The organism is Parachitinimonas caeni (assembly GCF_030129945.1).
Lineage (GTDB): Bacteria > Pseudomonadota > Gammaproteobacteria > Burkholderiales > Chitinimonadaceae > Parachitinimonas > Parachitinimonas caeni.
Genome location: NZ_JARRAF010000011.1, coordinates 37628 through 60702, shown reverse-complemented (window position 1 = coordinate 60702; position 23075 = coordinate 37628). Strand labels below are relative to the sequence as shown.

General features: G+C 54.2%; 25 protein-coding genes. 5 read left to right on the top strand and 20 right to left on the bottom strand.

Annotated features, from left to right (window positions below; all coding sequences use genetic code 11):
* Position 1: 1 nt before the first annotated feature.
* The 17 genes from lpxA to PZA18_RS11160 all read right to left on the bottom strand — a co-directional run bounded on the left by lpxA (position 2) and on the right by PZA18_RS11160 (position 16499).
* Entirely contained in the window at positions 2-778 is a 777-nt protein-coding gene (gene lpxA / locus PZA18_RS11240) for an acyl-ACP--UDP-N-acetylglucosamine O-acyltransferase (protein ID WP_284100940.1), read from the bottom strand.
* 237 nt (positions 779-1015) lie between these two features.
* A complete protein-coding gene (gene fabZ / locus PZA18_RS11235) occupies positions 1016-1477 on the bottom strand; it encodes a 3-hydroxyacyl-ACP dehydratase FabZ (RefSeq protein ID WP_308447366.1) in 462 nt (153 codons plus the stop codon).
* Positions 1474-2529 carry a UDP-3-O-(3-hydroxymyristoyl)glucosamine N-acyltransferase gene (lpxD, locus tag PZA18_RS11230; RefSeq protein ID WP_284100939.1) on the bottom strand — a complete coding sequence of 352 codons (1056 nt, stop codon included), beginning with the start codon at positions 2527-2529 and terminating at the stop codon, positions 1474-1476. Before lpxD ends, fabZ begins: the two co-directional genes overlap by 4 nt.
* Before the next feature lie 89 nt (positions 2530-2618).
* A complete protein-coding gene (locus PZA18_RS11225; protein WP_284100938.1) occupies positions 2619-3119 on the bottom strand; it encodes an OmpH family outer membrane protein in 501 nt (166 codons plus the stop codon).
* 32 nt (positions 3120-3151) lie between these two features.
* The gene (gene bamA, locus PZA18_RS11220; protein WP_284100937.1) at positions 3152-5440 is read right to left on the bottom strand and encodes an outer membrane protein assembly factor BamA; all 2289 of its coding nucleotides are present in this window, start codon (positions 5438-5440) and stop codon (positions 3152-3154) included.
* Positions 5441-5498: 58 nt separating this feature from the next.
* Positions 5499-6845 (bottom strand): RIP metalloprotease RseP, encoded by a 1347-nt coding sequence (rseP, locus tag PZA18_RS11215; RefSeq protein WP_284100936.1) that lies wholly within the window; start codon positions 6843-6845, stop codon positions 5499-5501.
* A 4-nt stretch (positions 6846-6849) separates the two neighbouring features.
* Entirely contained in the window at positions 6850-8055 is a 1206-nt protein-coding gene (ispC, locus tag PZA18_RS11210) for a 1-deoxy-D-xylulose-5-phosphate reductoisomerase (protein WP_284100935.1), read from the bottom strand.
* A 91-nt stretch (positions 8056-8146) separates the two neighbouring features.
* Positions 8147-8962, bottom strand: coding sequence for a phosphatidate cytidylyltransferase (locus PZA18_RS11205; protein ID WP_284100934.1), 816 nt, complete (start codon positions 8960-8962; stop codon positions 8147-8149).
* Positions 8956-9642, bottom strand: a complete 687-nt coding sequence (gene uppS, locus PZA18_RS11200) for a polyprenyl diphosphate synthase (RefSeq protein WP_407951184.1) — start codon at positions 9640-9642, stop codon at positions 8956-8958. Before uppS ends, PZA18_RS11205 begins: the two co-directional genes overlap by 7 nt.
* A 277-nt stretch (positions 9643-9919) precedes the next feature.
* The gene (frr, locus tag PZA18_RS11195; RefSeq protein ID WP_284100931.1) at positions 9920-10477 is read right to left on the bottom strand and encodes a ribosome recycling factor; all 558 of its coding nucleotides are present in this window, start codon (positions 10475-10477) and stop codon (positions 9920-9922) included.
* 172 nt (positions 10478-10649) lie between these two features.
* Entirely contained in the window at positions 10650-11366 is a 717-nt protein-coding gene (gene pyrH / locus PZA18_RS11190; protein ID WP_284100930.1) for a UMP kinase, read from the bottom strand.
* Positions 11367-11508: 142 nt separating this feature from the next.
* Positions 11509-12384 carry a translation elongation factor Ts gene (tsf, locus tag PZA18_RS11185; RefSeq protein WP_284100929.1) on the bottom strand — a complete coding sequence of 292 codons (876 nt, stop codon included), beginning with the start codon at positions 12382-12384 and terminating at the stop codon, positions 11509-11511.
* A 141-nt stretch (positions 12385-12525) separates the two neighbouring features.
* The gene (gene rpsB / locus PZA18_RS11180; protein ID WP_284100928.1) at positions 12526-13248 is read right to left on the bottom strand and encodes a 30S ribosomal protein S2; all 723 of its coding nucleotides are present in this window, start codon (positions 13246-13248) and stop codon (positions 12526-12528) included.
* A 168-nt stretch (positions 13249-13416) separates the two neighbouring features.
* Positions 13417-14250 carry a tetratricopeptide repeat protein gene (locus PZA18_RS11175; protein ID WP_284100927.1) on the bottom strand — a complete coding sequence of 278 codons (834 nt, stop codon included), beginning with the start codon at positions 14248-14250 and terminating at the stop codon, positions 13417-13419.
* Positions 14243-15211 carry an MlaD family protein gene (locus PZA18_RS11170; RefSeq protein ID WP_284100926.1) on the bottom strand — a complete coding sequence of 323 codons (969 nt, stop codon included), beginning with the start codon at positions 15209-15211 and terminating at the stop codon, positions 14243-14245. Before PZA18_RS11170 ends, PZA18_RS11175 begins: the two co-directional genes overlap by 8 nt.
* Positions 15208-15762, bottom strand: a complete 555-nt coding sequence (locus tag PZA18_RS11165; protein ID WP_284100925.1) for a hypothetical protein — start codon at positions 15760-15762, stop codon at positions 15208-15210. The genes PZA18_RS11170 and PZA18_RS11165 overlap by 4 nt, the downstream gene beginning before the upstream one ends.
* An 8-nt stretch (positions 15763-15770) precedes the next feature.
* Positions 15771-16499 carry an ABC transporter permease gene (locus PZA18_RS11160; RefSeq protein ID WP_284100924.1) on the bottom strand — a complete coding sequence of 243 codons (729 nt, stop codon included), beginning with the start codon at positions 16497-16499 and terminating at the stop codon, positions 15771-15773.
* 322 nt (positions 16500-16821) lie between these two features.
* On the opposite strand from PZA18_RS11160, the gene trxB reads away from it, so the two are divergent.
* Positions 16822-17778: a thioredoxin-disulfide reductase gene (gene trxB, locus PZA18_RS11155; protein WP_284100923.1), complete on the top strand. Its 957-nt coding sequence runs from the start codon at positions 16822-16824 to the stop codon at positions 17776-17778.
* Between the two features lie 48 nt (positions 17779-17826).
* On the opposite strand, the gene PZA18_RS11150 is transcribed toward trxB, so the two are convergent.
* Positions 17827-18240: a MerR family transcriptional regulator gene (locus PZA18_RS11150; RefSeq protein WP_284100922.1), complete on the bottom strand. Its 414-nt coding sequence runs from the start codon at positions 18238-18240 to the stop codon at positions 17827-17829.
* Between the two features lie 62 nt (positions 18241-18302).
* Here PZA18_RS11150 and PZA18_RS11145 point away from each other — a divergent pair, with 62 nt between their 5' ends.
* Positions 18303-18983, top strand: a complete 681-nt coding sequence (locus tag PZA18_RS11145) for a cation transporter (protein ID WP_284100921.1) — start codon at positions 18303-18305, stop codon at positions 18981-18983.
* Between the two features lie 43 nt (positions 18984-19026).
* Here the strand turns inward: PZA18_RS11145 and PZA18_RS11140 are convergent, their stop codons facing one another.
* Both PZA18_RS11140 and PZA18_RS11135 read right to left on the bottom strand, forming a co-directional pair.
* Positions 19027-19641 carry a Smr/MutS family protein gene (locus PZA18_RS11140; protein WP_284100920.1) on the bottom strand — a complete coding sequence of 205 codons (615 nt, stop codon included), beginning with the start codon at positions 19639-19641 and terminating at the stop codon, positions 19027-19029.
* A 279-nt stretch (positions 19642-19920) separates the two neighbouring features.
* Entirely contained in the window at positions 19921-20643 is a 723-nt protein-coding gene (locus tag PZA18_RS11135) for a pirin family protein (RefSeq protein ID WP_284100919.1), read from the bottom strand.
* Positions 20644-20931: 288 nt separating this feature from the next.
* On the opposite strand from PZA18_RS11135, the gene PZA18_RS11130 reads away from it, so the two are divergent.
* The 3 genes from PZA18_RS11130 to PZA18_RS11120 are packed head-to-tail and all read left to right on the top strand — an operon-like array spanning position 20932 to position 23072.
* Positions 20932-21576: a TetR/AcrR family transcriptional regulator gene (locus PZA18_RS11130; protein ID WP_284100918.1), complete on the top strand. Its 645-nt coding sequence runs from the start codon at positions 20932-20934 to the stop codon at positions 21574-21576.
* A gap of 13 nt (positions 21577-21589) precedes the next feature.
* Positions 21590-22735 (top strand): HlyD family secretion protein, encoded by a 1146-nt coding sequence (locus PZA18_RS11125; RefSeq protein ID WP_284100917.1) that lies wholly within the window; start codon positions 21590-21592, stop codon positions 22733-22735.
* A 16-nt stretch (positions 22736-22751) separates the two neighbouring features.
* Positions 22752-23072, top strand: a complete 321-nt coding sequence (locus PZA18_RS11120; RefSeq protein WP_284100916.1) for a darcynin family protein — start codon at positions 22752-22754, stop codon at positions 23070-23072.
* Positions 23073-23075: the final 3 nt, after the last annotated feature.

Below are 23075 nucleotides of genomic sequence, written 5' to 3'. Positions count from 1 at the left end.
TCTAACGAATCAAACCGCGAGTAATGGTAGGGAAGAAATCAACAAACGCCTGTAGCTCAGGACACAACTGGCTGCGCTCCTCGATCTGGCGCCGAGCCTCCTCCAGACTCAGCCCTTGTCGATAGAGTATCTTGTAGGCGCGCTTGATCTCGGTAATCTGTTCGGCACTAAAACCTCGCCGGCGTAGCCCTTCGCTATTGATTCCTGCGGGTGCCGCCCGGTTGCCCGCTGCGGTGATGTAAGGCGGAATATCCTGCGATACGGCAGCGGTAAATGCCGTCATGGCATGCATGCCGATCTTGCAGAATTGGTGAACGGTAGTGAACCCGCCAAGAAACACCCAGTCCCCCAGGTAGACATGGCCAGCCAGGGTAGCATTATTGGCAAGAATGATATGACTCCCCAGCTGGCAGTCATGCGCAATATGCGAATACGCCATGATCCAGTTGTCGTCTCCCAGCCGGGTGATGCCGCCGTCCTGCACCGTTCCCGTCGATATCGTGACGTACTGAAATACCGTATTGTCGTTACCAATCACCAGCCGCGTCGGCTCGCCACGATACTTTTTGTCCTGCGGCGCGCAGCCAATCGAGGCAGAACCATAGAAGCGGTTGTTGGTACCGATCTCAGTGACACCTTCAATCACGGTATGAGGGCCGATGTTGCTGCCCGCACCGATGGTGACCGACTCCCCAATGAAAGCGAACGCACCAACCTCGACATCATCGGCCAGCTCGGCCTTTGGGTGCACCTGCGCACTTGGATGAATTTTTGGCATAAGACAAGCCCTCTGTAACGAGGCTGAGTAGTAGAAGATTGGCGGGCAAGCTGCCTGAGCACGGCTGGAAGTCTTCAGGGCTTTAGCCCCCGACGTCACAGCCCAACGCAGCAGCGGATGCGCCTCATGGTGTAGCTGCGAGATCGTCATCAGATTGGCAGGGCCTGCCTGAACTGGCCCGCAACACCCATGCCAACCCGCCTTAGTGGGGCCGGTAGCCCCGATGGTTGATGAATCTTACTGTGAATCGTTTGCCGGAATATCACGCTTGGCACACATCAGCTCGGCTTCGCAAACCACCTCGCCCCCCACCAATGCCGTTCCGTTGTACTTCCAGATGCCGCGCATCTGCCGCACGATCTCTACCCGCAGTTCAAGTTGATCGCCAGGAACAACGGGCGCCTTGAAACGGGCCTTATCAATGCCGACAAAAAAATACAACGACTTCTCATCCGGGGCGTCGCCCATGGTCTTGAACGACAGAATACCGGCAGCCTGTGCCAATGCCTCAACGATCAAGACGCCTGGCATGACAGGATAGTGCGGGAAGTGCCCACAGAAATATGGCTCATTAATGCTGACATTCTTCATTGCAACGATGTGCTTGCCGGGTTCAAGCTCCTTCACCCGATCCACCAGCAAAAACGGAAACCGGTGGGGTAAAAACTTGAGAATTCCTTGGATATCCATCGCGTTCATGGTTTGTCTCCCTCTTTGTTGTGCTCGCCTTGGGTGTCGAGCTGCGCGATTTTGATTTCGAGTTCTTTTACTCGTTTGGCCAGCGCATCCAGGTGCCGCAAATGCGACGCATTGGTGAGCCAGTCCTCATGTTTTTGTACGGGATACCAGCCGGTGTAGGTCCCAGCCTGGCGAATCGACTTTCCGACCAGCGTGCCAGCCATGACATTGACTTTGTCTGCAATATCCAGATGACCGAGGATCATGGCGCTACCGCCAAAGGTGCAATAGCGACCAATACGGGTACTCCCCGCCACGCCAACGCAGCCGGCCAGCGCAGAGTGGGCCCCGATCACAACGTTGTGCCCAATCTGGATCTGATTATCCAGCTTGGCCCCTTCTTCAATAATGGTGTCATTGAGCGCACCACGATCCACCGTGGTGGAAGCACCGATCTCTACATCATCCCCAATCAGCACACGGCCGATCTGCGGAATTTTGAACCAGTGATCGGCATCCCATGCCAGCCCGAAACCATCGGCACCTATCACCGCGCCACTATGCAGGGTCACCCGGTTGCCGAGAATGCAGTCCTGGTAGATCACCACGTTTGCATGCAACTCGCATCCAGACCCCAGTTGCACGTATGCCGCCAGTTGTACGCCAGGATGCAAAATGCAATCCGCACCAACCACCACACCTTCGCCAATCGAAACATGCGGTCCAATGTGGGCTGATGCGTCCACGACTGCCGAAGAATGGATCACAGCCGACGGATGAATGCCCGGCGCAGGGCGTCCTCTCGGGTTCAATAGTGACGATACTTTGGCAAAGTAGAGATAAGGATTGGCGCAGACAATGCGCGGGACCGTAATAGCGTCTCGCAACGAGGCTTCAACGATAATCGCCCCGGCACGGCTGGTACTGAGCTGCTTGCGATACTTCGGGTTGGACAGAAAACTGATATGGCTGGAATCTGCATTCTCCAGACTAGCCACCTGGGAAACCACAACATCAGAGCCAAGCCACTCACCACCAAATCGATCAACCAGCTCGGACAAACGATAAGACACAGAAGACGCGGGCAAAACCAAACCTTTCTACAGCAAACGGGCACAGATCGGGCAACCAAGCAAAACACCAAATCTGTCCCGTGGGCATGCTATTTATCTGACAGAGCCTTGAGAACCTTGTCTGTGATATCAAGTTTAGGGTTGTAGTACACCGCTTCCTGTAAAACGGCATCGTACTTATCGCTATCGGCGATCTTCTGAATCGTCGAGTACACCCGTTCCTGAATACCTGCCAATTCTTCGTTCTTTCTGGCGTTCAAATCTTCGCGGTATTCGCGTTGCATACGCTGAAAATCCTGCTGCAACTTAACCGTTTCACGCTCCTTGTTGCGTCGTTCAGTCTCTGGCATGGTCAAGCCACCCTTGTCGAGCTCCGTCTGCTTGCTACGGATCTGCTCGGTGATCTTTTTCAGATCAGTCTCGCGGGAAGAGAACTCCTTTTCCAGCTTCTTGTAAGCCTTCACCGCAGGCGCCGACTCACGCATGATGCGCTCAAGATTGACAAACCCAATCTTCAGCTCGTTGGCAGACGCCACTGCTGGCGCCAACACCAAGGCCAACGAAATTAATAGGGGCTTTATGCGTTTCACGGCAATTTCCTCGCAAAATGTTCCAGCACCGTTCAGAAAATCTTTCCCAGGCTGAACTGGAAGCGCTCGACTTTATCTTCAGGCTTGCTATTGAGCGGTTTGGCATAACTGAATTTCAGCGGCCCGATAGGCGCCAACCAACTTAAGGCAAGACCTGCCGAATAGCGCAAATCCTTGAAGTTAAACTTGTCCTGCTCGCCCCACACCGTACCACCGTCGATAAAGCCACTCAAGCGAACAGACTTGTCGTTCTTGAGGCCCGGCATCGGGAACAACAACTCAAGATTGGTCACCAAGCGCCGGTTACCCCCTACAGCGTCGCCCTTTCCACCTTCACGCGGACCAAGGGTTGATGAAGCATAACCACGAACCGAACCGACGCCACCTGCATAAAAGTTTGCCGTTCCGGGCAGGTTCTGGCCGCCGTAGCCCTTGCCATAGCCACCCTCAACATTCCAGAGCAAGGTGAAATCCTTACTGATCGGCTGGAAATACTGCTGCTGCCCCAGCAATCGGTAATAGCGCAAATCACCACCAGGCAGCGCCAACTGCGCATTGATCTGCCTTAACACCCCTCGTGTGGGGAACAAGGAGCTATCGCGACTATCTCTCACCCAGCTAGCGGACGCAGAAAGCGTCGTGTAGTTCGCGCCATATTTGTTATACAGATCCACAATCACACGAGGACTATCGGGGTAGAGGCTCAGGCGGGATCGGTCAGCATTCAATGAGAAATTGATCCCATCGTATTCGGAAATCGGAATTCCCCACCGTATCCCACCGCCAGTACTACGGTTCTTATAGCGCGCCGTGGCTTCACTCGACGGATCCGTTGTGCGTTGATAAATATCATAACCACGCGAAACGCCATCAGGGGTCGAATAAGGATCGGTAAACGACAAGGCATATACCTTCTGGCTCTTGCTAGTGTTGAGCTCCAACTTCAGATATTTACCACTACCAAAGATATTGCTTTGCTCGACCGAGCCAGACAGCACCAAGCCATCCCCTTTCTGGTAGCCAGCACCCACCACAATATTCCCTGTTTGCCGTTCCACCACGTTGACATTGACATCAACCTGATCCTGACTTTCTGGGGCCAGCGGTGTTTCAATATTCACCTCAGAGAAATAGCCAAGCATGTCAAGCCGTTCTTTCGAACGCTTGATTTTCCAACCCGCATAGGGGGCCGCCTCAACCTGGCGCAATTCCCGGCGTATCACCTCGTCGCGTGTCCGGATATTACCGCTGACATTTACCCGTCTTACATAAGTTTTTCTACCGGGATCAATATAGAAGGTGAATGCCGCTTCTGCCTTGGTTTTGTCAATCTCCGGGATTGCATTGACGTTAGAAAACGCATACCCCTCATCCGCCAATCTTGCGCTGATACGTTCAGTTGCTGCATTGATTTGTTCACGCGAAAAAACATCGCCGGCCGAGATATTTACCAACTTTTTCAGCTCCTCTTCGGGAACCAGCATCTCTCCAGCAAATTTCACCGCACTGACTTTATATTTTTGACCTTCATTAATGTTGATAGTCAGGAAAATATCTTTTTTATCGTCAGACAAGGCCACTTGCTGAGATTCGATAGCGAATTCAAGGTAGCCTCTGTTCAGATAAAAGGAGCGCAGTGTCTCAGTATCCGCCTGCAGCTTCTGTTTGGAATATTGGTCATTCTTGCTGAACCAGGTCAGCCAACCCGGGGTAGTTAACTGGAAGTAGTCAAGTAGTTCTTTCTCAGAATAATTGCTATTTCCAACGATATTGATTTGCCGAATTTTGGCGGTCAACCCTTCAGAAACCGTCCAGTAAATGCCAACCCGGTTACGTTCCTGTCGTTTAACATCAACATTGATTTTAACCGAGTATTTTCCCCGGCTAAAATACTGCTTCTTGATTTCCTGCTCAGCCTGCTCCAGCAACGCGCGATCAAAGGTTCTTGATTCGGCAAGGCCCGCTTCGCGCAGCACCTTTAGCAACTGATCGTTTTCAATTTCCTTGGCGCCGTCAACCCGCATTTCTGCAATAACCGGCCGCTCATCCAGAGAAACGACCAAGGTGTCTTTGTCAGCTTCCAGACGCACATCATTGTAAAATCCTGTAGCAAACAAAGCCTTGATTGCTTCAGATGCTTTGCCATCGTCAATACGATCGCCGACTTTTACAGGCAGGTAATTAAAAACCGTACCCGCTTCGGTACGCTGAATTCCTTCTACCCGGATTTCCTTGATTACAAATGGCTCAAACGCCCAGGAAGGAAGTGTAAATACACCAAAGGCGGCCGCAATAAAAAGATAACTGGGTTTTAACGTCATAAACAATATGGCTTCCGAGGCCAAGCCCCTATATGCCTGAGTTGAGTTAATCGGAAATTCAGCCGAATCGCTGCATATCATTGATCAGAGCAAATGCCATCAGCGAAAACAGTAGCAACAGGCCTACTCTCTGTCCAATCTCGATAGTTCGAATAGACAAGGGACTTCCCTTGATAAATTCGGCCGCATAATACAACAAATGCCCACCATCCAGCACCGGGATAGGCAGAAGATTCAGCACACCTATACTGATACTTAGCAAGCACAAAAATTCCAGATATGGTTGAAAACCTGCCTTTGCTGATTGCCCAGCATAATCAGCAATTGAAACGGGACCACTAATTTGCTTCCACGAAACATTACCAGCCACCATTCTCCAGAGCATTTTCAGGCTGAAGCCGGCTTTATCCCACGTTTCTGTCAGTGCCGCCTGAAGCGCTTCAATCGGACCATACTGTACATTGATGCGTAGATTTTCAATCTGCTTGAAGTCTGGCGATGGAAGAATTCCGAGGCGGCCCATCTTTGTTCCACCCTCTTCAGTTGCTGCAATGGCAATGGACATGGATAACTGTTGAGTCCCCCGTACCAACCCCAATTGGATGGTCTGCCCTGGCCGGCTACGAATTTCACTGGAAAACAAGTTCCAGTCAGACACAGATCGCCCATCCACACTAATGATTTTGTCACCCGCCAAAACACCGGCTTGTGCAGCAGCACTATTTGGCACCAAGGCGTAAACCACCGGCAAGTACCGATAGGCGCTCAGCCCCAGGCGAGACAACAGATGTTCATCCACATCAGCTGCAGTTAGCTTGCGCAAGTCCAGCTCTCGAGTGAGGTAAGCGCCCCCAGCTGTCCTCACCTCCAAAAGGGCAACCGCCTTGGCTGACGCGGAGTCCAGCAAAGCCATGCGTAGTGACTGCCAGCTGGCAATCGGCGAAGCGTTCAGAGCCTTCACCTCATCACCGGCCTGCAGTCCAGCCAATGCAGCGGGCGTACCTGGTACAACGGCGCCAATTACCGGGCGCAGTTCTTCAACTCCGTAGCTGTAAATGCCCCAAAGGACTGCGATTGCGAGCAGGAAATTTGCAGCCGGGCCTGCGATGATGACGGCAGCGCGTTTTCCCAACGATTGATGATCAAACGCATATTGCCTTTCGCTGGGGGCAACCGGCCCTTCCCGTTCATCCAGCATGCGCACGTAGCCACCCAGCGGAATCGCGGCAATTTGCCACGTCGTATCCCCCCTCTGCATGGACCATAAGCATGGGCCAAAGCCAAAGGAGAAAGTCAGCACTTTGACACCGCATTTACGGGCCACCCAGTAGTGTCCAAGCTCGTGAAATGTCACAAGAATGCCGATGGTGATGATGAATGCTGTAATGCTCAGTAATACCGACATCTGCTTACACTATGATTTTGCCAGTTACTCGGGACAACAACTCGTGGGCGAGGTTCCGGCTTTCTTGATCAATTGCCAATAAATCTTCAAGGTTGCCTGCATAACTATCTGCAAGTCGCAGCATGACACGTTCATTCAACACGGCAATCTGATCAAACCTCAACCGTTCGTCCAGAAAGGCATCAACCGCAACTTCGTTAGCTGCGTTAAGCACTGCTGAAGCAGCCCCTCCCATTCTCAAGGCATCGAATGCCAAGCGCAGACAAGGGAAACGCTCAAGATCTGGCTCCATGAAATCAAGTCGGCCGACCGCAGCCAGGTTCAACCCCTCTACCCCCGACACAATTCGCTCCGGGTAGGCCAATGCATAGGCAATTGGTGTGCGCATATCCGGATTGCCGAGCTGGGCAAGAGTTGATCCATCCAGATATTCAACCATGGAGTGAATGATGCTTTGAGGGTGAATCACCACATCAATCTGATCTGGCAATGCATCAAACAGCCAACGCGCCTCTATTACCTCAAGTCCTTTATTCATCAAGGTTGCAGAATCAACCGAGATTTTACGGCCCATGCTCCAGTTGGGATGTTTGATTGCCTGCGCTGGCGTCACTTGCTCCAACGAACTGGATTCCCACTCGCGAAACGGCCCACCAGAGGCGGTCAGAATAATCTTGCGCACACCTGCCGCAGCAGGGTTGCCAGGGTAAGGATGGGGCAAGCTCTGGAAGATGGCGTTATGTTCGCTATCTATCGGCAACAGGCAGGCATTCGCCTGCTTGACCGCATCCATGAAAAGCTGCCCAGACAGGACCAGCGTCTCCTTGTTGGCCAACAGAATGCGCTTACCTGCCTTCGCTGCAGCCAGGGTCGGGACCAGCCCGGCGGCTCCAACGATGGCAGCCATAACCGTATCGACTTCAGGCAGTGTCGCCACTTGCTGTAGTCCAGATTCGCCTTCGAGCACCTCAATCTGCAAACCTGCATCGCGCACACGGCTCCGGAGCTGAGCCGCCAAATCCGCCTTTAAAACAGCAACATAAGCGGGACGAAACTGCAGACACTGTTCAAATAATCGTTCAATCTGCTGATTTGCCGTAAGTGCAACGACTTTGTAGCGGTCGGGGTGACGAGCTACGACATCCAGCGTACTGAGCCCTATGCTGCCAGTTGAACCTAATATGGTTAACGCATGTGACGACTTACTCATTCAAAACAACTCCAGTTCCTCAAGGGGAACATTTGAATGCGCCATCGCAATCAGCGGCGCTTCAAAACAGATAAGAAGGAGATCCAAAGAGTTACCAAGCTGCAAATATCGTGAACTTCAGTGCACTTACAACGGGAAGCAGCGCCAGCAGACTATCTACGCGATCCAAAATGCCACCATGCCCGGGCAATAAGCCACTACTATCCTTCAAGCCTACCTGACGTTTGAAAAGCGACTCCAATAAGTCACCCACGACGCTGACCGCCGTCAGCACCCAACCTACAGGCAACAAAACATAAAGCGGTAATACACTGAATGGTGCAAAACCAATCCCTCGCAATACCAGCAGGTATACGGTTACGGCAATCAAACCCCCAAACACCCCCTCCCAGGTTTTTCCCGGACTGATGGATGGTGCGAGCTTGTGCCGACCAAATTTGCGGCCAGAGAAATAGGCAGCAGTATCTGCCACCCATGCAATTGCAAAGAGTGCAAGCATTACCATCGCACCGTTCGGAAGAGCATGCCAACGCAGCAAGGAGGCCGTCGCAGCCATCAGAATCAACCATCCGATGAGGGCGGCCAACCATCGTGGCGCCAATGTCCACTTCCGAACAAGCCATAGCGGCGCAATGGCACACCAAAACAGCAATGCCAAGGGATCCAGTAACAAATGAGCTGCCGTCGCGCCTGGCAGGAATGCCAATGCGGCACTCTGAACAACGCTAGCGAGAATGAATACTCCAGCTTCCGGGCCTTGTAGCTTGGCAAGCTTGGTCCACTCCCAAGCAGCCAACCCAATGACAAGAACAGTAAACGCCCCCCAGCCCTGCGCCGGTAATGCAAACAAGGCAAGCAGTACCAAGGGCAACAGAACAAGTGCTGTAATGATGCGGGTTTTCAACATGATTTGGTCAGTTGCTCGCTAGTTCGTCCAAATCGGCGCTCACGCTGTTGATACCAATCAATCGCCGAGCCCAGCGCGTCACGATCGAAATCAGGCCAAAGTGTCTCTGTAAAATATAATTCCGTATAGGCCAACTGCCAGAGCAGAAAATTGCTAATTCTTTGCTCGCCGCCAGTACGGATAAACAAATCCGGCTCTGGTGCATAATTCATTGCCAGAAATGGAGTTAAATCTTCTTCTGCAAAACCAGCTGCTATCAAATCTGGCTTTTGCTGGAGCATCTGCCGAGTAGCTTGCAAAATATCCCAACGACCTCCATAGTCCGCACAAATTGTTAAGGTCAAGCCGGTGTTAAAGCGCGTCTTTTCTTCTGCAGAAATAATTAATTCCTGAATTCGTAAATCAAAACGCTCACGATTCCCAATCACGCGCAACTTAATCTGATTGTTATTAAGTTTCTCGACTTCACGCTCCAGCGCACGCAGAAACAGTTCCATTAAAAACGAAACTTCTTCTTGTGGCCGGCGCCAATTCTCACTGGAAAATGCAAATAGGGTTAAAAATTCGACACCCCTCTCGGCACATGCCTTAACCACTTCCCGAACTGTTTCAACACCACGCTTATGACCGGCAATACGGGGCATAAAACGTTGTTTCGCCCATCGTCCATTGCCGTCCATGATGACTGCAATATGACGAGGCACCGCCGTAGTTGGCGGAATTTCCTGGGTTGAACTCTTAAATAGACCCACTGCGAGATTCCCCGTTACAAAATACTCAGCCTTGATTTCGGAATATCACATCCATTACGAAAATCTGGCATAGCTTTTGACGATGCATCCATATGGCACTCAGCATGTAACGACAATTAACAAGGGGATCGGCGGTGAAATTGAATGCATCACATTCAATTATTTCCAGCACGATCCCCTAATATTCATTGCCTCAGCAAAAAGGCTATACGGTCATCAATTCAGTTTCTTTGGCTTGCAGGGCTTTATCAACCTCTGCAACAAATTTATCAGTCAATTTCTGGATATCGTCCTGAGCACGACGCTCTTCATCTTCCGAAATGGCCTTGTCTTTCACCAAATTCTTTAGCTCATTGTTGGCATCGCGACGTACATTGCGAATCGCAACTCTCGCCCCTTCTGCTTCGGACCTTACCACCTTGATCAGCTCTTTGCGCCGTTCTTCAGTCAGTGCAGGCATCGGCACTCTGATCAACTCTCCCATACTTGCCGGATTCAACCCCAAATCCGAATCACGAATGGCTTTTTCAACAGCACCCAGCATTTTCTTTTCATATGGAGCCACACCAATCGTACGCGCATCAATCAAAGTCAGGTTTGCAACCTGATTGATTGCTGTCGGGCTACCGTAATAATCAACCATGATATGATCAAGCAATCCAACGTGAGCACGTCCAGTCCTTACCTTTCCCAAGTCGGCTTTCAGCGTCTCAAGGGATTTTTGCATTTTCTGCTCAGCGGTTTTCTTTACATCAGCAATCATTTCCGCTCCTTGCTATTTTCAAGTTAGCTTCAAACAAATCATTCAAAGTCTTCTTTTACCGCCAAGAAGTATCTTGAATAGACCTATACATAAGAACCAAGTTCCTGCTGAATCTAGCAGCCTAACCTGCGGCGCTCATGTCAATAATCAGTACAAAAAATTTGGTTATCGCTCAGCAATGAACCAAGGTACCTTCATTCTCGCCAAATATTACACGCTTCAATGCACCAGGCTTGAATATGCTGAATACGCAGATATTCATGTTCTGATCCCGACACAGAGCGAGCGCAGTTGCATCCATGACTTTCAGGTTCTTGGCAATTGCTTCATCAAAAGTGATGGTCTGATAACGAACTGCATCCGGATTCTTTTTCGGATCATCTGTATATACACCATCAACCTTTGTAGCCTTGAGCACGATATTGGCATTCATTTCCATGCCACGTAACGCTGCTGCAGTATCAGTGGTAAAGAAAGGGTTTCCCGTACCGGCGCCAAATACAACAACCTTTCCTTCCTCAAGGTATTGAATTGCCTTGGGACGAATATATGGCTCAGCAACCTGTTGAATCGTAATGGCTGATTGCACCCGTGACACCAAGCCCACTTGGCGCATGGCATCTTGCAAAGCCATAGCATTCATCACCGTTGCAAGCATACCCATATAATCTGCAGTAGCCCTATCCATACCGGCCGCTGCGGGCGCCACGCCGCGAAATATATTGCCGCCACCTATGACAATCGCGATCTCAACACCGAGATCTGCCACCTCTTTAATTTCAGACACAATCCGCTCAACAGTCTGACGGTTGATACCGTAACTGTCATCGCCCATCAATGCCTCACCCGACAATTTAAGAAGGATTCGCTTATAGACCGGCTGGCTCATGTATCACCCTTATATGGCAAGTTGGCAGAAATAAAATGACGTTCCCTGCAAGCTGCAGGTGGAACAAAGCCGCCGAAGGCACCCAGAATCCGGTGCCCGCGGCGGCCATCGGCAACAGCGTCATCAACCTGACGCCATGCCTTTATACTTTAGCTGCAGCAGCTACTTCAGCAGCGAAGTCAACAACCTTCTTTTCAATCCCCTCACCAACCACATACATCTGGAAGGTGTTAACGGAAGCCTTCTTCTCAGCCAAAAGCTTCTCGATGGTCTGATCAGGATTCTTCACGAAAGGCTGGCCCAGCAAAGTCACTTCTGCCAAGTACTTGGTGATACGGCCTTCCACCATCTTCGCGATGATATCGGCAGGCTTTCCGGATTCAGCAGCTTGTGCCGAGAAGATCTTACGCTCTTCATCAAGCTTTTCTGCAGGCACCTGATCTTTGGAAACACAGATAGGCTTGCTAGCAGCGATGTGCATCGCAATGTCACGACCCAGGGCTTCATCGCCTGCCAAGTCAACAATTACACCGATCTTGGTGCCATGCAGATAGGTGGCCAGCTGGCCTTGTGTTTCGAAACGCACAAAGCGACGAATCGAAATATTCTCACCGATCTTGGAAATCAACGCCTTGCGGGCTTCTTCAACCGACTCACCAGATGCCAGCTTGACTTCTGCCAGCGCTTCAACTGTCGCCGGGTTAGCCGACACAACAACTTCCGCTACAGTCTTAGCAAATGCAGCGAAGTTAACGTCCTTTGCCACAAAGTCTGTTTCGCAATTCACTTCGACCAATGCACCAGTTTTACCGCCTGCAGCAACAAAAGCAGCAACATTGCCCTCAGCTGCGGTGCGGCCCGCTACTTTGGAAGCCTTGTTACCACTTTTGATGCGCAGAATTTCTTCTGCTTTCTTGATGTCGCCTTCGGCTTCAACGAGCGCCTTCTTGCACTCCATCATGCCAAGGCCCGTTGCCTCGCGCAGTTCGCCAACCATCTTTGCGGTAATTTCAGCCATTTTTGACTCCTTACTTGCCATTGCATGCCATGCAGGCAATGGCACTAATTTGATGAATTCTTAATTCAATGACACAACATTCGTGCTACGCAGCAAAAAGGGGCTTTTACGCCCCTCTTGCCGATTTGCAATCGATAGCGTTTAAGCTGCTTGATTTCCTGCTGCAGCCGCAACAACTTCAGCCAATGCCTGATTGCGGCCTTCCAGAATCGCATCCGCAATGCCACGAGCGTACAGACGGATGGCGCGGCTCGAATCATCGTTGCCGGGGATTACATAATCAATACCTTCGGGCGAATTGTTGGTATCTACAATGCCGATCACAGGAATGCCGAGCTTCTTGGCTTCAACGATGGCACCTTTCTGATAGCCAACATCAACTACGAACAGTGCATCTGGCAAACCACCCATGTCCTTGATACCACCCAAAGAACGCTCGAGTTTCTCGATCTCACGCTGGATACCGAGCAATTCTTTCTTGGAGTAACCGCTATTGGCATCTGCCAGAAGGGCTTGCTGCTCGTTCAGACGCTTGATGGATTGCTTGACCGTCTTGTAGTTGGTCAGCATACCGCCTAGCCAACGGTGATCAACAAAAGGGGCGCCGGCACGGGTGGCTTCTTCGCGCACGATTTCGCGAGCTTGGCGCTTGGTGCCAACAAACAGGATGGTGCCCTTGTTAGCTGTCAGACGCGTCACATACTTCAGCGCGTTCTCAAACAGCGGCAGGGTCTTTTCCAGGTTGATGATGTGAATCTTGTTGCGATGACCGAAGATGTATTGAGCCATCTTCGGATTCCAGTAACGGGTTTGGTGGCCAAAGTGAACACCGGCCTCAAGCATTTGACGCATGCTAATGGACATCTTAAAACTCCAATTTTGCTAAGGGTTAAAGCCTCCACTCGGTTACGCGACGCCGCTATTGCAGCGCACCCTTGGCACAACCGAGTGTGCGAATTACTCAGCCACCCTGGCCGAGTTAATCCAAGATTATAGCGTGTAGCGGCCACTCTGCTCAAGCCACTCGTTGTTTCAGTTATCCGTTGCGCCGCAATCAGCGGGCGGAGTTGCTAGGCTTTGGCAGAGCGCAGTCAAGCGAGCGAGCAGCGAAGTCGCAGCAGCTTGGTCACCTCGGGAGTGGGCGAGTTTATGGAGTAAGGCCAGGTCCTTGGAAATTCTGGAAGGATCACCAATCTGCTTATCTGCCGTCAGCGCCGCCTCCAGAAGAGTGTGTGCACCCGCCCAATCTTGTTGTTGTATTGCAATTTGCCCCAGGAGGCGCTGGGCATTTGCACTTTCGGCCTTGTCTGACCCAGCGGCCTGCAGCGCAATAGTTGCCAGGCGCTTTGCATCGTCAAAATGGGATTGCTGTATGACCAACCTCGCCTTGCCGTTATATAGGGCAGCGCGCCGGCTACAGCCAGCATTGCATAGTGCCTCTGCCTGCCCGAAGCGCTCAGCGGCTGCGGTATACAGCCCTCCCCTTACGTCGAGCAACGCCAATTGCAAATGTACTTCGAACTGGATGGTTTCCGGGTAGCCTGCGGCATCAGCCAGCATCTGCTCCAGTTGCTGTTTCGCCTCGACAAAGCGCCCCTGCCGATGCATCACCAATGCAACTCCAAGTCGTGATTCACCAACTCCTTGTCGGTCATCCAGGGCGGCAAAACGCAAACCAGCATCCCGCCACGCTTGTTGCGCTTCCTGCCAATTGCCTTCGCTGGATTCGCGCCGCGCACGCGACACATACCGATCTGCGTCGCGACGCATGACCGATACAGGATCGGGTGGCGTTCCGCAGGCAGCTAGCAGTATGCAGACGAGACTCAGTTGCCCTAAACGTCCGATGCTTGCTTTGCTATTCATGGCTTTCAATCCTTGGAGCCTGCGGTTCTTCCGGGGCGACCATGCGATTCAATGGCCAGCTACGACGTACCGAATCCAGCGTATCCGCTCCGGTATCCAGCAGCTCATTGCCTCGCTTCAGCAAGCGGCCGGCATCCGGCGCAGCGGTTTCAGCCGTCTTGCGAAGCGCCTCTGCTGCTTGCTTGGCTTCCGCACTGGCCGCTTCGACGTTTGCCAGCGTGCTATTCGCCTTGTCCATGATAGGTGGCAGTTTTTCCTGCACTTGTGCAATGGCCGCATCGGCTCGCTCAAGTGCCTTTCTGGCTGAGAGCAGCGTTTCAGGCACATCTTTGGCGGCCAACGCATCGAAATGCGCAATGGCCGAGTCGATACGGGAACGGGTCTGCTGCAAATCTTGGGACAGGCGATTGAAATTCTGCAGGGCCTGCACGACGTCGCCCTTTGGATCGTTCACGTAATGCAAGGTTTTTTCAACTTCTTCGATCACCGGCACCACACGGTCGCGCACTTCCTGTGCAATTTCATCGAAACTTTTGCCCGCAACGAAGATGAGTTGGGAATTTCGATCGACTGGCGGCAGAAAGCCTGTGCCGCCACTGATACCGATATAACTGTCACCGATCAGCCCGTCTTTCATCATGTGGCCCACCGAATCACGCTTGATCCACTTCAGATAGCGATCCTCCACCACTATTTCGATGTTGACATGCCCGACCTCGTCCAGAGTCAGCTTCTCAACCTGCCCAATTTTGAAGCCGGAAAACTTCACCGCCATGCCAACCTTCAGGTCAGTGCCTGACTCGCTGACCAGTAGCAATGGGGTCTTGGCGACGAAGTAACCTTGCTTGACGGCAATGGCATACACCAAGCCCGCCACGGCCAGTACCGCCAGCACAATGAAAGCCAACAACTTGGCGCCCAGCCAGCGAAAGCGTGGGTCGCTGTCACGCAACAACTTCATGTCTGTACTTCCTTCCTTTCAAGGCCGATCTCGGCAAATTGCCACCCCGGCGGCGGCGCGACGGGGCCGATGGCCAGTACGACGCCGTCGGCAAGGGCTGCATTGCAAAGATCCAGGCTAGGCGATGGCAAGGATTCTTCCGTAAAAAAACCAGCCTCAGCCACCAGCAAGGCGGGGCGCTGCAAGGCCACGCGCAGCATACCCAGCAAACGACGTTCCCGCTGCTCCAACTGTACGGCCGGCCGCCCTAGCCAGCGCTTCCATTCAGATTCGTCAATCTTCAATAAGCGCAGCAAGGGTACCAAGCGCGATTCCAGCAAGGCCAAAGGCCAGTCGCTGACAAATCCGGCAGGGAATGCAATGTTCTCCCAGACCCTCAGATTGGCCAGCAGCCCCCCGTCAGCGGCCAGCCAGGCAGGATTGAGGTTTTGTTGCATGGCAGAATCAAGCGCCATATCAATCCAGCGTTGCGTCATGGCGGCATCCCAGGTGGACAACCAGTAGCGGCCGGCAGGCAAGATCAGTGTTGCGTCGGCAATCGACAGTGTCATGACAGAGCTCATATCAGCCTCGCCATCAAGACAAACAGCAGATCCACACCAAACAGCGCAATGGTGCCGCGCAATACGGCGCGGGAGGCTGCCCTGGGGATTTCAGTTGTCAGTGGCGGGCCAGACAGGCCTTGAGCGCACGCCACCAGCGAAATCGCGCACCCCATTGCCATACCCTTGATCATACAGATGGGCAGAATGGCCAAGGTCAGTCCATCCAGCAGCGCTTCCAGTTCAATATTTGTATTCATCCCCCCCACCGCCAGCGCACCCGTGAGGATGGCAATCAGGGCAAAGTAAATCGTCAGCGCCGCTGCTGAAATCGACATGCCGATTACCCGGGGCACCACCAGATAAGGCACGGGCGGCACACCCATGCGATAGAGATTGCGAATCTCTCCACCCGCCTGCATGGTCGCCAGCTCACTGGCCATGGCCGAGCAGCTGCGGGCAACCAGCAAGAATCCCGTTACCAGAGGGGCCAGTTCTGAGAGCGTGATGGACGCCAGCAATTTGAGTGCGCCCTGCCCACTCTGACCAAACTGGAAGTGCAGCTGGCCGACGATGATCCCGCCCACGGCCATGGCAATCAGCGCAACCATGCCTAGCGATTCGATACCCGAGAAATACAGCTGCTTGGCTAGTACCCGACGTACGGGCCATCGCCGCAAAGCTGGCAATGCCGCCAGAAACTCTGGCAACAGATGCGGTGCGCCATAGCGCAGGCGTTTGAGCATCCAATCCTCTCCAAATAGGTATGCAATCAACCCAATAGAAACAATCAATCGGAAACAAATTGATCAATGGCTTATACTATCGACCAATCCCGCGAAGTCCTACCTTTTTCAGGAATAGTCACGCATTCAGGCTGCGCTGCCAGCCAGCTGGCGAAATGCCATGCGCCGCATTCGAACGGAATCTGGCAAGGTAGGGCGCAAGTTCATACGATTAAAGGGTCCGATAGACTACCACCTGATTCATGTGCCTATTCACTCGGCATGCGAGTCATATAGATGAATAGTCATTCATTCAATAGCACCACGTCTCAAGGAAGCTACCATGTCCAACGTCAAACATAGCCGTCTGTTGATTCTCGGCTCCGGCCCGGCTGGCTACACCGCCGCCGTCTACGCTGCTCGCGCCAACCTCAAGCCCGTTCTGATTACCGGTCTTGCGCAAGGCGGCCAGCTCATGACCACCACTGACGTTGACAACTGGCCGGCTGACGCAAGCGGCGTGCAGGGTCCGGAGCTGATGCAGCGCTTCCAGGCCCACGCTGAGCGCTTTGGCACCGAGATGATTTTCGACCACATCCACACCGCCAACCTGACGGAACGGCCATTCACCCTGATCGGCGACAACGGTACCTACACCTGTGATGCGCTGATCATTTCGACAGGGGCCTCCGCACAATATCTGGGCCTGCCTTCGGAAGAAGCGTTCATGGGCCGTGGCGTATCGGGCTGCGCCACTTGTGATGGCTTTTTCTACCGTAACCAGAAGGTTGCCGTTGTCGGCGGTGGCAATACCGCTGTTGAAGAGGCGATTTACCTTTCGAACATTGCCAGCCATGTCACGCTCGTCCACCGTCGCGACAGCTTCCGTGCCGAGCGCATCATGATTGATCACCTGATGGAACGGGTTGCATCCGGCAAAATCAGCCTGGAGCTGGATCATGTGCTGGACGAAGTACTGGGCGACAACACCGGGGTAACCGGCGCCCGCCTGAAGTCCACCAAGACCGGCGAGACCAAGCAACTGGATGTCACCGGCGTTTTCATTGCTATCGGCCACAAGCCCAATACCGACCTGTTCCGTGGTCAGCTGGAGATGGATAGCACCGGCTACCTGATCACCCAGGGCGGCCGCGAGGGGGGCGCAACGGCCACCAGCATTCCTGGTGTCTTTGCGGCGGGTGATGTGCAGGATCACATCTATCGACAGGCTGTTACCAGTGCAGCAACTGGTTGCATGGCCGCTCTGGATGCGGATCGTTATCTGGCCGCACACAAGTAGCCAGCGCGTTGTGCAGGGGCGATACCGCCCCTGCGTGCTTTGCATTGATTACGTCCCCTGCTGGCAGCAGTCTCGCTGATCCAGCGTCTCGATCAAGCGGCAGTGCTCGGCACTCGGACTATTGCAATCAACCAGCTTCAGCAGCACCTCCCGCATCGCCTGCAAGTCGCGAATCCGCTCTTCGACCGCCTGCAAGTGCTCCCTGGCCAGCCGATCAGCCTCAGTACAGGGTTGTTCGGGATGATCCGCCAGACTCAGCAGCGTCTTGATCTCTTCAATCGAAAACCCCAGCTCCCGGCCTCGCCGGATAAAACGCAGACGCTTGATTGCCTGCTCGTCGTAATGGCGATAACCATTGGCTGCCCTGATCGGCGCCTGAAGCAGGCCTGTGCGCTCGTAGTAGCGGATGGTTTCCAGATTAACGCCAGATTCCTGACTCAAACTTCCAATTGTGACTGGCATGGCTTGACTCCGTAGTTGCTACAGGGTTCAGGATACGCTCATCAACCCACAAGGAGCCAGTCATGGGCGCACATTGCTGTCAGCACCACACTTCCCCTCCCCAGACATCCCGTCGTTATCGCCGCATCCTGTGGCTGGCGCTGTTTATCAACCTGGGCATGTTTCTCGTCGAAATCGCCTCGGGATTACGTGCCGGTTCAGTCTCCCTGCTGGCTGACTCACTCGATTTTCTGGGGGATGCAGCCAACTATGGCATCAGCCTGGTGGTATTGGGCAGCAGTCTGGCTGCACGGGCGCGGGCCTCAATGATCAAGGCCTGGACGATGGGGTTATTTGGAGTGGGCGTATTGGCGAGCGCCATCTGGCATGCATTGACTGGCGGCACGCCCCAGGCTGAAACCATGGGATTCGTCGGCACCGCTGCATTACTGGCCAACCTGACGGTTGCCGGCCTGCTATATGCCTATCGGGATGGCGACAGCAATATGCGTAGTGTCTGGCTCTGTACCCGTAACGACGCGCTCGGCAACATCGCCGTGCTGCTGGCGGCGCTTGGTGTATTCGGCACCGGCAGCGCCTGGCCGGATCTGCTGGTCGCCCTCATCATGGCCACGCTGGCATTGCAGGCAGCCTGGGTGGTGATCAGGCAGGCCCGCCAGGAACTGGCAGCAACGCCAACAACGTCCCACCCCTCAACCCGCAGCCCCAGCTATCGGCGTGCGAATGCATCGGGTAGATCCTGAGAGGGCTTGGCTCTGTTGAGTGTCCGGCAACAATCCGCGCCACTCAACGGGCCGGGCCTTTCAGCAGGGCGATGACAGCACCAGCCCCCCCATCTACCGGCCTTGCCTGACAAAAGGCCAAGACCTCGTCGCGCTGGGTCAGCCAGTTGCGCAGTTTGTTTTTCAGCACCGGTTCTTTGTTGAAGGAGCCTCGCCCCTTGCCGTGAATGATGCGGACGCAGCAACGATTCTGGCGGCGGCACTCATGTACAAAGACCCCGACTGCCAGCCTGGCCTGGTCGGAATTCATGCCATGCAGGTCCAGCTGCGCCTGCACCACCCAATGGCCACGCCGCAGCTTTTTCAGCGTATCCAGGCGCTGGCCCGGGCGCAGATATAGCAACTCTTCGCCAGTCTCCAACTCATCCCAGGGCCAGTAGTCGGTCATGGCATCGTGCATGACCTCGTGCTCATCTTGCTCATGCTGCAAGGCACGTGGCGGGGGCTGCGGCAAGTCGTGTGCCACTTTGGATGGTGCGGGCAAGGGCGTGACATCGGCGACTTCACGCTGGAACAGCTCCGCATCGCTTGGCGGCGCGGGCTGGGGCTTGGGCGGTGGCTTTGCCTGCTTGAGCTGCTGCTTGAGCTGGCGCAACAGGTCGAGGGAAGGTTGCTTCATGCGGGCGTCAACGTCAAAAGATAGGCATCTCAGACCGACGGATGTCCACCAACAGGCGGGCACGCTGTTCGTCGGGCGCCGGATTGTCGCAGAACTTGCCCCTTGGCTGTATCAAAGCCGCCATCAAGGTCTGCTGCGCTCGCAGCAAAACTCGTAGCGCCGTCACGCGTTACTGCCACGAGTCCACCAACTCAGCGCGGCTAGGTGCGGTTGACGTTTTGTTTCCGGTCGCACCGGGTTTCACCGGCAAGCGATCTGCAAACCTGACGTCCACAGAACTCAGGTCATTCTCGGCTTTTCGTTTGGCCGCAAGTCAAATACCAGGACTTCTGCCTGCTCACCTTCAGAAATGGTAATGGTCGGCTCATGCCGTATCCGCACGCCATCGCCTTCCTGCAGGTGCAAACCATTGATACAGGCACTGCCTCTGGCAAGGTGGATATACGCAAACCGCTCTCCCGGCAGATCCAGTTGAGCGGTTTCATCTCCATCAAACAAACCCGCATAGATACGGACGTCCTGATGGATCCGCAGGGATTGTCCGGTTCCCTCGGCCGAGGCGATCAAGCGCAGACAGCCGCGCTTTTCAGCAGCGGAAACGTGCCTTTGCTGATAACGCGGCTCCACCCGCAGCCGGTTGGGCAAGATCCAGATCTGCAGAAAATGCACGGGCTCATCATCTGAATGGTTGTATTCGCTGTGATCAATGCCCCGCCCTGCACTCATGGCCTGTACGTCTCCGGCCTGGATAACCGACCCCTCACCCGTTGAATCCTCATGCTCCAGCGCACCGGACAATACGTAGGAGATGATCTCCATATCGTGGTGTGAATGCGTCTCGAAGCCGCCTCCCGGCTCCACCTTGTCGTCATTGATCACCAGCAGGTCAGAGAACCCACGCTGATGGGCATCAAAATAATCACCAAACGAAAAGGTATGGCGCGAGAACAGCCAACCCAAGTCTGCCATCCCACGATCATCCGCCTTTCTGATTTCATGCATGATTTGCCTCCCGCATTGACATCCCTTCCCAATTCATTGATTTCCGCCGCTATCGGCAAAAGCCCGGCGGCACCTCTGCCGCACAGAATCGACAACACACAGGCCGCAGGCAGCGCCCAAACGTCAGAATAAGCGATTGCCGCCATGCTGCAGGCAAATGTTCAACGTTCTGCCATAAACCTGCTATACCGTTCCATCCACCGCCTGCCGTCAAGAGCTTGACTTGGGTCAGTTTTCCGTAATAAATTACCAACCAGTTAGTTATTACTCACTTACCAACACTTGATCGTGACGCAACAGCCAGACCATGAATCCGCCAGCAATCCGCGCTGGCAACGCCGCAAAGAAGCCAGACCGACCGAAATCGTCGAAGCCGCACTCAAGCTGTTTGTCGAGCGTGGTTTTGCCGCTACCAAGCTGGATGAAGTAGCCCGCGCAGCCGGTGTGACCAAAGGCACGCTCTATCTGTATTTCGATAGCAAGGAAGCTTTGTTCAAGGCCGTTGTGCAGGAGACACTGCTGCCCAACATCACCTCGGCAGAGCATGTGGTGGCTGACTATCAGGGCGATGCCGCCAGCCTGCTGCTGCATCTTCTGACGATCTGGGCTGAGCGACTGGCCACGACCCCGACAGGCGGCATCTCCAAGCTGATGGTAGCCGAGGCCGCCAATTTTCCCGAACTGGCGCGTTTTTATTACGACGAAGTCGTCGTTCGTAGCACCCGCCTGTTTACCGCCGTCATTGAGCGCGGCATTGCGGAAGGAACCTTCCGCCCGGTTGATGCCTACCTGGCAGCGCGTGAAATCTCCGCCCCGATCGTGATGGCCAGCACCTGGGCCCACGCATTCGGCCCCCTTGGCTGCGAAGGTGTCGAAATCCGCAGCTTTGCCCGTTTCCACTTCGATGTGCTGATGAATGGCATCAGACAATAAGGACAGCAAAACCATGAGCGATTCCCGCACCCCGCCAGCTGGCAATGATGCGCCCCCCCCAACACCGGCCAATACCGCCCCGGCTGGCCCCACTCCACCCGCTGCGACACCACCAGCCCCCCGCAAGCAAGGCCCCGCCCGCATGGTGCTGTTGCTGGCCTTGCTGAGCATTGGCGGTTGGCTGGGGTATCGCTACTGGCATGGCATGCATCACGTCACCACCGATAACGCCCAGATTGATGGCCATATCGTGCCGATCTCGGCTCGGGTCTCCGGTTTCGTGCGGGAACTCAATATCGAAGAAAACCGCCAGGTGGCCAAGGGCGATGCGCTGGTCAAGATTGACGACAGGGACTTCATCGCCAAGCTGAATCAGGCGGAAGCCGATCTGAATATCGCCATTGCCTCAGCAGGCCGTCATGGAGAAACCGGGCAGGCTGGGGCACAGGTCAATTACGCGCAGGCCAATGCTGCGGCAGCCAATGCCACTATCCAGCAGGCTGAAGCCAACCTGACGCGCGCCCGCAACGATCTGGAGCGCAGCCGCTCTCTGGCCGCCAAGTCGATGGTCAGTCAAGCCCAGCTCGACAATGCCGAAGCCGCCGTGCGGGTCGCTGAAGCCCAGCTGAAAACTGCCCGCGAAACTGCCCAGGCAGCCAGCCAGCAGATTGGCGTCTCCACGGCCGGCCTACGCTCGGCCCAGGCCAAGGTTGACTCTGCCCGTGCCCTGCGTGATCTGGCCGCCAATCAGCTGGCGGACACCAAGATCAACGCCCCCATTGGCGGTGTGATTTCAAAGCGTGCAGTGGAAATCGGCCAACTGATCCAGCCCGGCCAGACACTTTTCAATATTGTTCCTACCGACAAGGTCTGGGTTGTCGCTAATCTGAAAGAGACCGATGTCTCGCGCGTCAAGGTAGGCCAGAAAGCCGAGATTGAAGTTGATGCCTATCCGGGCCAGCGCTTCAGTGGTGAAGTCGAATCGTTCAGCCCGGCAACCGGCGCCAAGTTTGCGATGCTGCCTCCCGACAACGCCACCGGCAACTTCACCAAGGTGGTGCAACGGGTGCCGGTGCGCATCCGGCTCAATGGCGTCGATGCCGGCAAAACCCCACTGCGGCCCGGCATGAGCGTATTTGCCGACATTCTTATCAACTGACCTCAGGAAACCCATCATGGCGACCCGATACAGCTTCTTTGCCCTGCTAAAAGCCACGCCAGCCTGGCTGGCACTGCCCCGCAGTGAACGCAACCGCTTCAACTCGGAAGAGCTGGGCGCCCTGTTTGCGCGGTTTCCCCAAGTTGGCGTAAGGATGTATGACTGCGAAGCCTTCACCGGTCGTTACAGCAACATTGTCGTCTTCGAGACGGAAGAGGTGCATGCCTACCATCTGCTGATCGACAGCCTGCGCGACAGCCGGGTATTCAGCGTGCCCTATTTCGAGTTTGTTGACATCGTACCCGCCATCGAAGAACACCCGGTTCCCCGCTCCTGATCT

Bases quoted from the DNA above. Each gene is read 5' to 3' on its own strand.
- lpxA (WP_284100940.1), bottom strand. From the start codon at position 778: ATGCCAAAAATTCATCCAAGTGCGCAGGTGCACCCAAAGGCCGAGCTG.
- fabZ (WP_308447366.1), bottom strand. From the start codon at position 1,477: ATGAACGCGATGGATATCCAAGGAATTCTCAAGTTTTTACCCCACCGG.
- bamA (WP_284100937.1), bottom strand. From the start codon at position 5,440: ATGACGTTAAAACCCAGTTATCTTTTTATTGCGGCCGCCTTTGGTGTA.
- rseP (WP_284100936.1), bottom strand. From the start codon at position 6,845: ATGTCGGTATTACTGAGCATTACAGCATTCATCATCACCATCGGCATT.
- ispC (WP_284100935.1), bottom strand. From the start codon at position 8,055: ATGAGTAAGTCGTCACATGCGTTAACCATATTAGGTTCAACTGGCAGC.
- PZA18_RS11205 (WP_284100934.1), bottom strand. From the start codon at position 8,962: ATGTTGAAAACCCGCATCATTACAGCACTTGTTCTGTTGCCCTTGGTA.
- uppS (WP_407951184.1), bottom strand. From the start codon at position 9,642: ATGGACGGCAATGGACGATGGGCGAAACAACGTTTTATGCCCCGTATT.
- frr (WP_284100931.1), bottom strand. From the start codon at position 10,477: ATGATTGCTGATGTAAAGAAAACCGCTGAGCAGAAAATGCAAAAATCC.
- pyrH (WP_284100930.1), bottom strand. From the start codon at position 11,366: ATGAGCCAGCCGGTCTATAAGCGAATCCTTCTTAAATTGTCGGGTGAG.
- tsf (WP_284100929.1), bottom strand. From the start codon at position 12,384: ATGGCTGAAATTACCGCAAAGATGGTTGGCGAACTGCGCGAGGCAACG.
- rpsB (WP_284100928.1), bottom strand. From the start codon at position 13,248: ATGTCCATTAGCATGCGTCAAATGCTTGAGGCCGGTGTTCACTTTGGC.
- PZA18_RS11175 (WP_284100927.1), bottom strand. From the start codon at position 14,250: ATGAATAGCAAAGCAAGCATCGGACGTTTAGGGCAACTGAGTCTCGTC.
- PZA18_RS11170 (WP_284100926.1), bottom strand. From the start codon at position 15,211: ATGAAGTTGTTGCGTGACAGCGACCCACGCTTTCGCTGGCTGGGCGCC.
- PZA18_RS11165 (WP_284100925.1), bottom strand. From the start codon at position 15,762: ATGACACTGTCGATTGCCGACGCAACACTGATCTTGCCTGCCGGCCGC.
- PZA18_RS11160 (WP_284100924.1), bottom strand. From the start codon at position 16,499: ATGCTCAAACGCCTGCGCTATGGCGCACCGCATCTGTTGCCAGAGTTT.
- trxB (WP_284100923.1), top strand. From the start codon at position 16,822: ATGTCCAACGTCAAACATAGCCGTCTGTTGATTCTCGGCTCCGGCCCG.
- PZA18_RS11150 (WP_284100922.1), bottom strand. From the start codon at position 18,240: ATGCCAGTCACAATTGGAAGTTTGAGTCAGGAATCTGGCGTTAATCTG.
- PZA18_RS11145 (WP_284100921.1), top strand. From the start codon at position 18,303: ATGGGCGCACATTGCTGTCAGCACCACACTTCCCCTCCCCAGACATCC.
- PZA18_RS11140 (WP_284100920.1), bottom strand. From the start codon at position 19,641: ATGAAGCAACCTTCCCTCGACCTGTTGCGCCAGCTCAAGCAGCAGCTC.
- PZA18_RS11135 (WP_284100919.1), bottom strand. From the start codon at position 20,643: ATGCATGAAATCAGAAAGGCGGATGATCGTGGGATGGCAGACTTGGGT.
- PZA18_RS11125 (WP_284100917.1), top strand. From the start codon at position 21,590: ATGAGCGATTCCCGCACCCCGCCAGCTGGCAATGATGCGCCCCCCCCA.
- PZA18_RS11120 (WP_284100916.1), top strand. From the start codon at position 22,752: ATGGCGACCCGATACAGCTTCTTTGCCCTGCTAAAAGCCACGCCAGCC.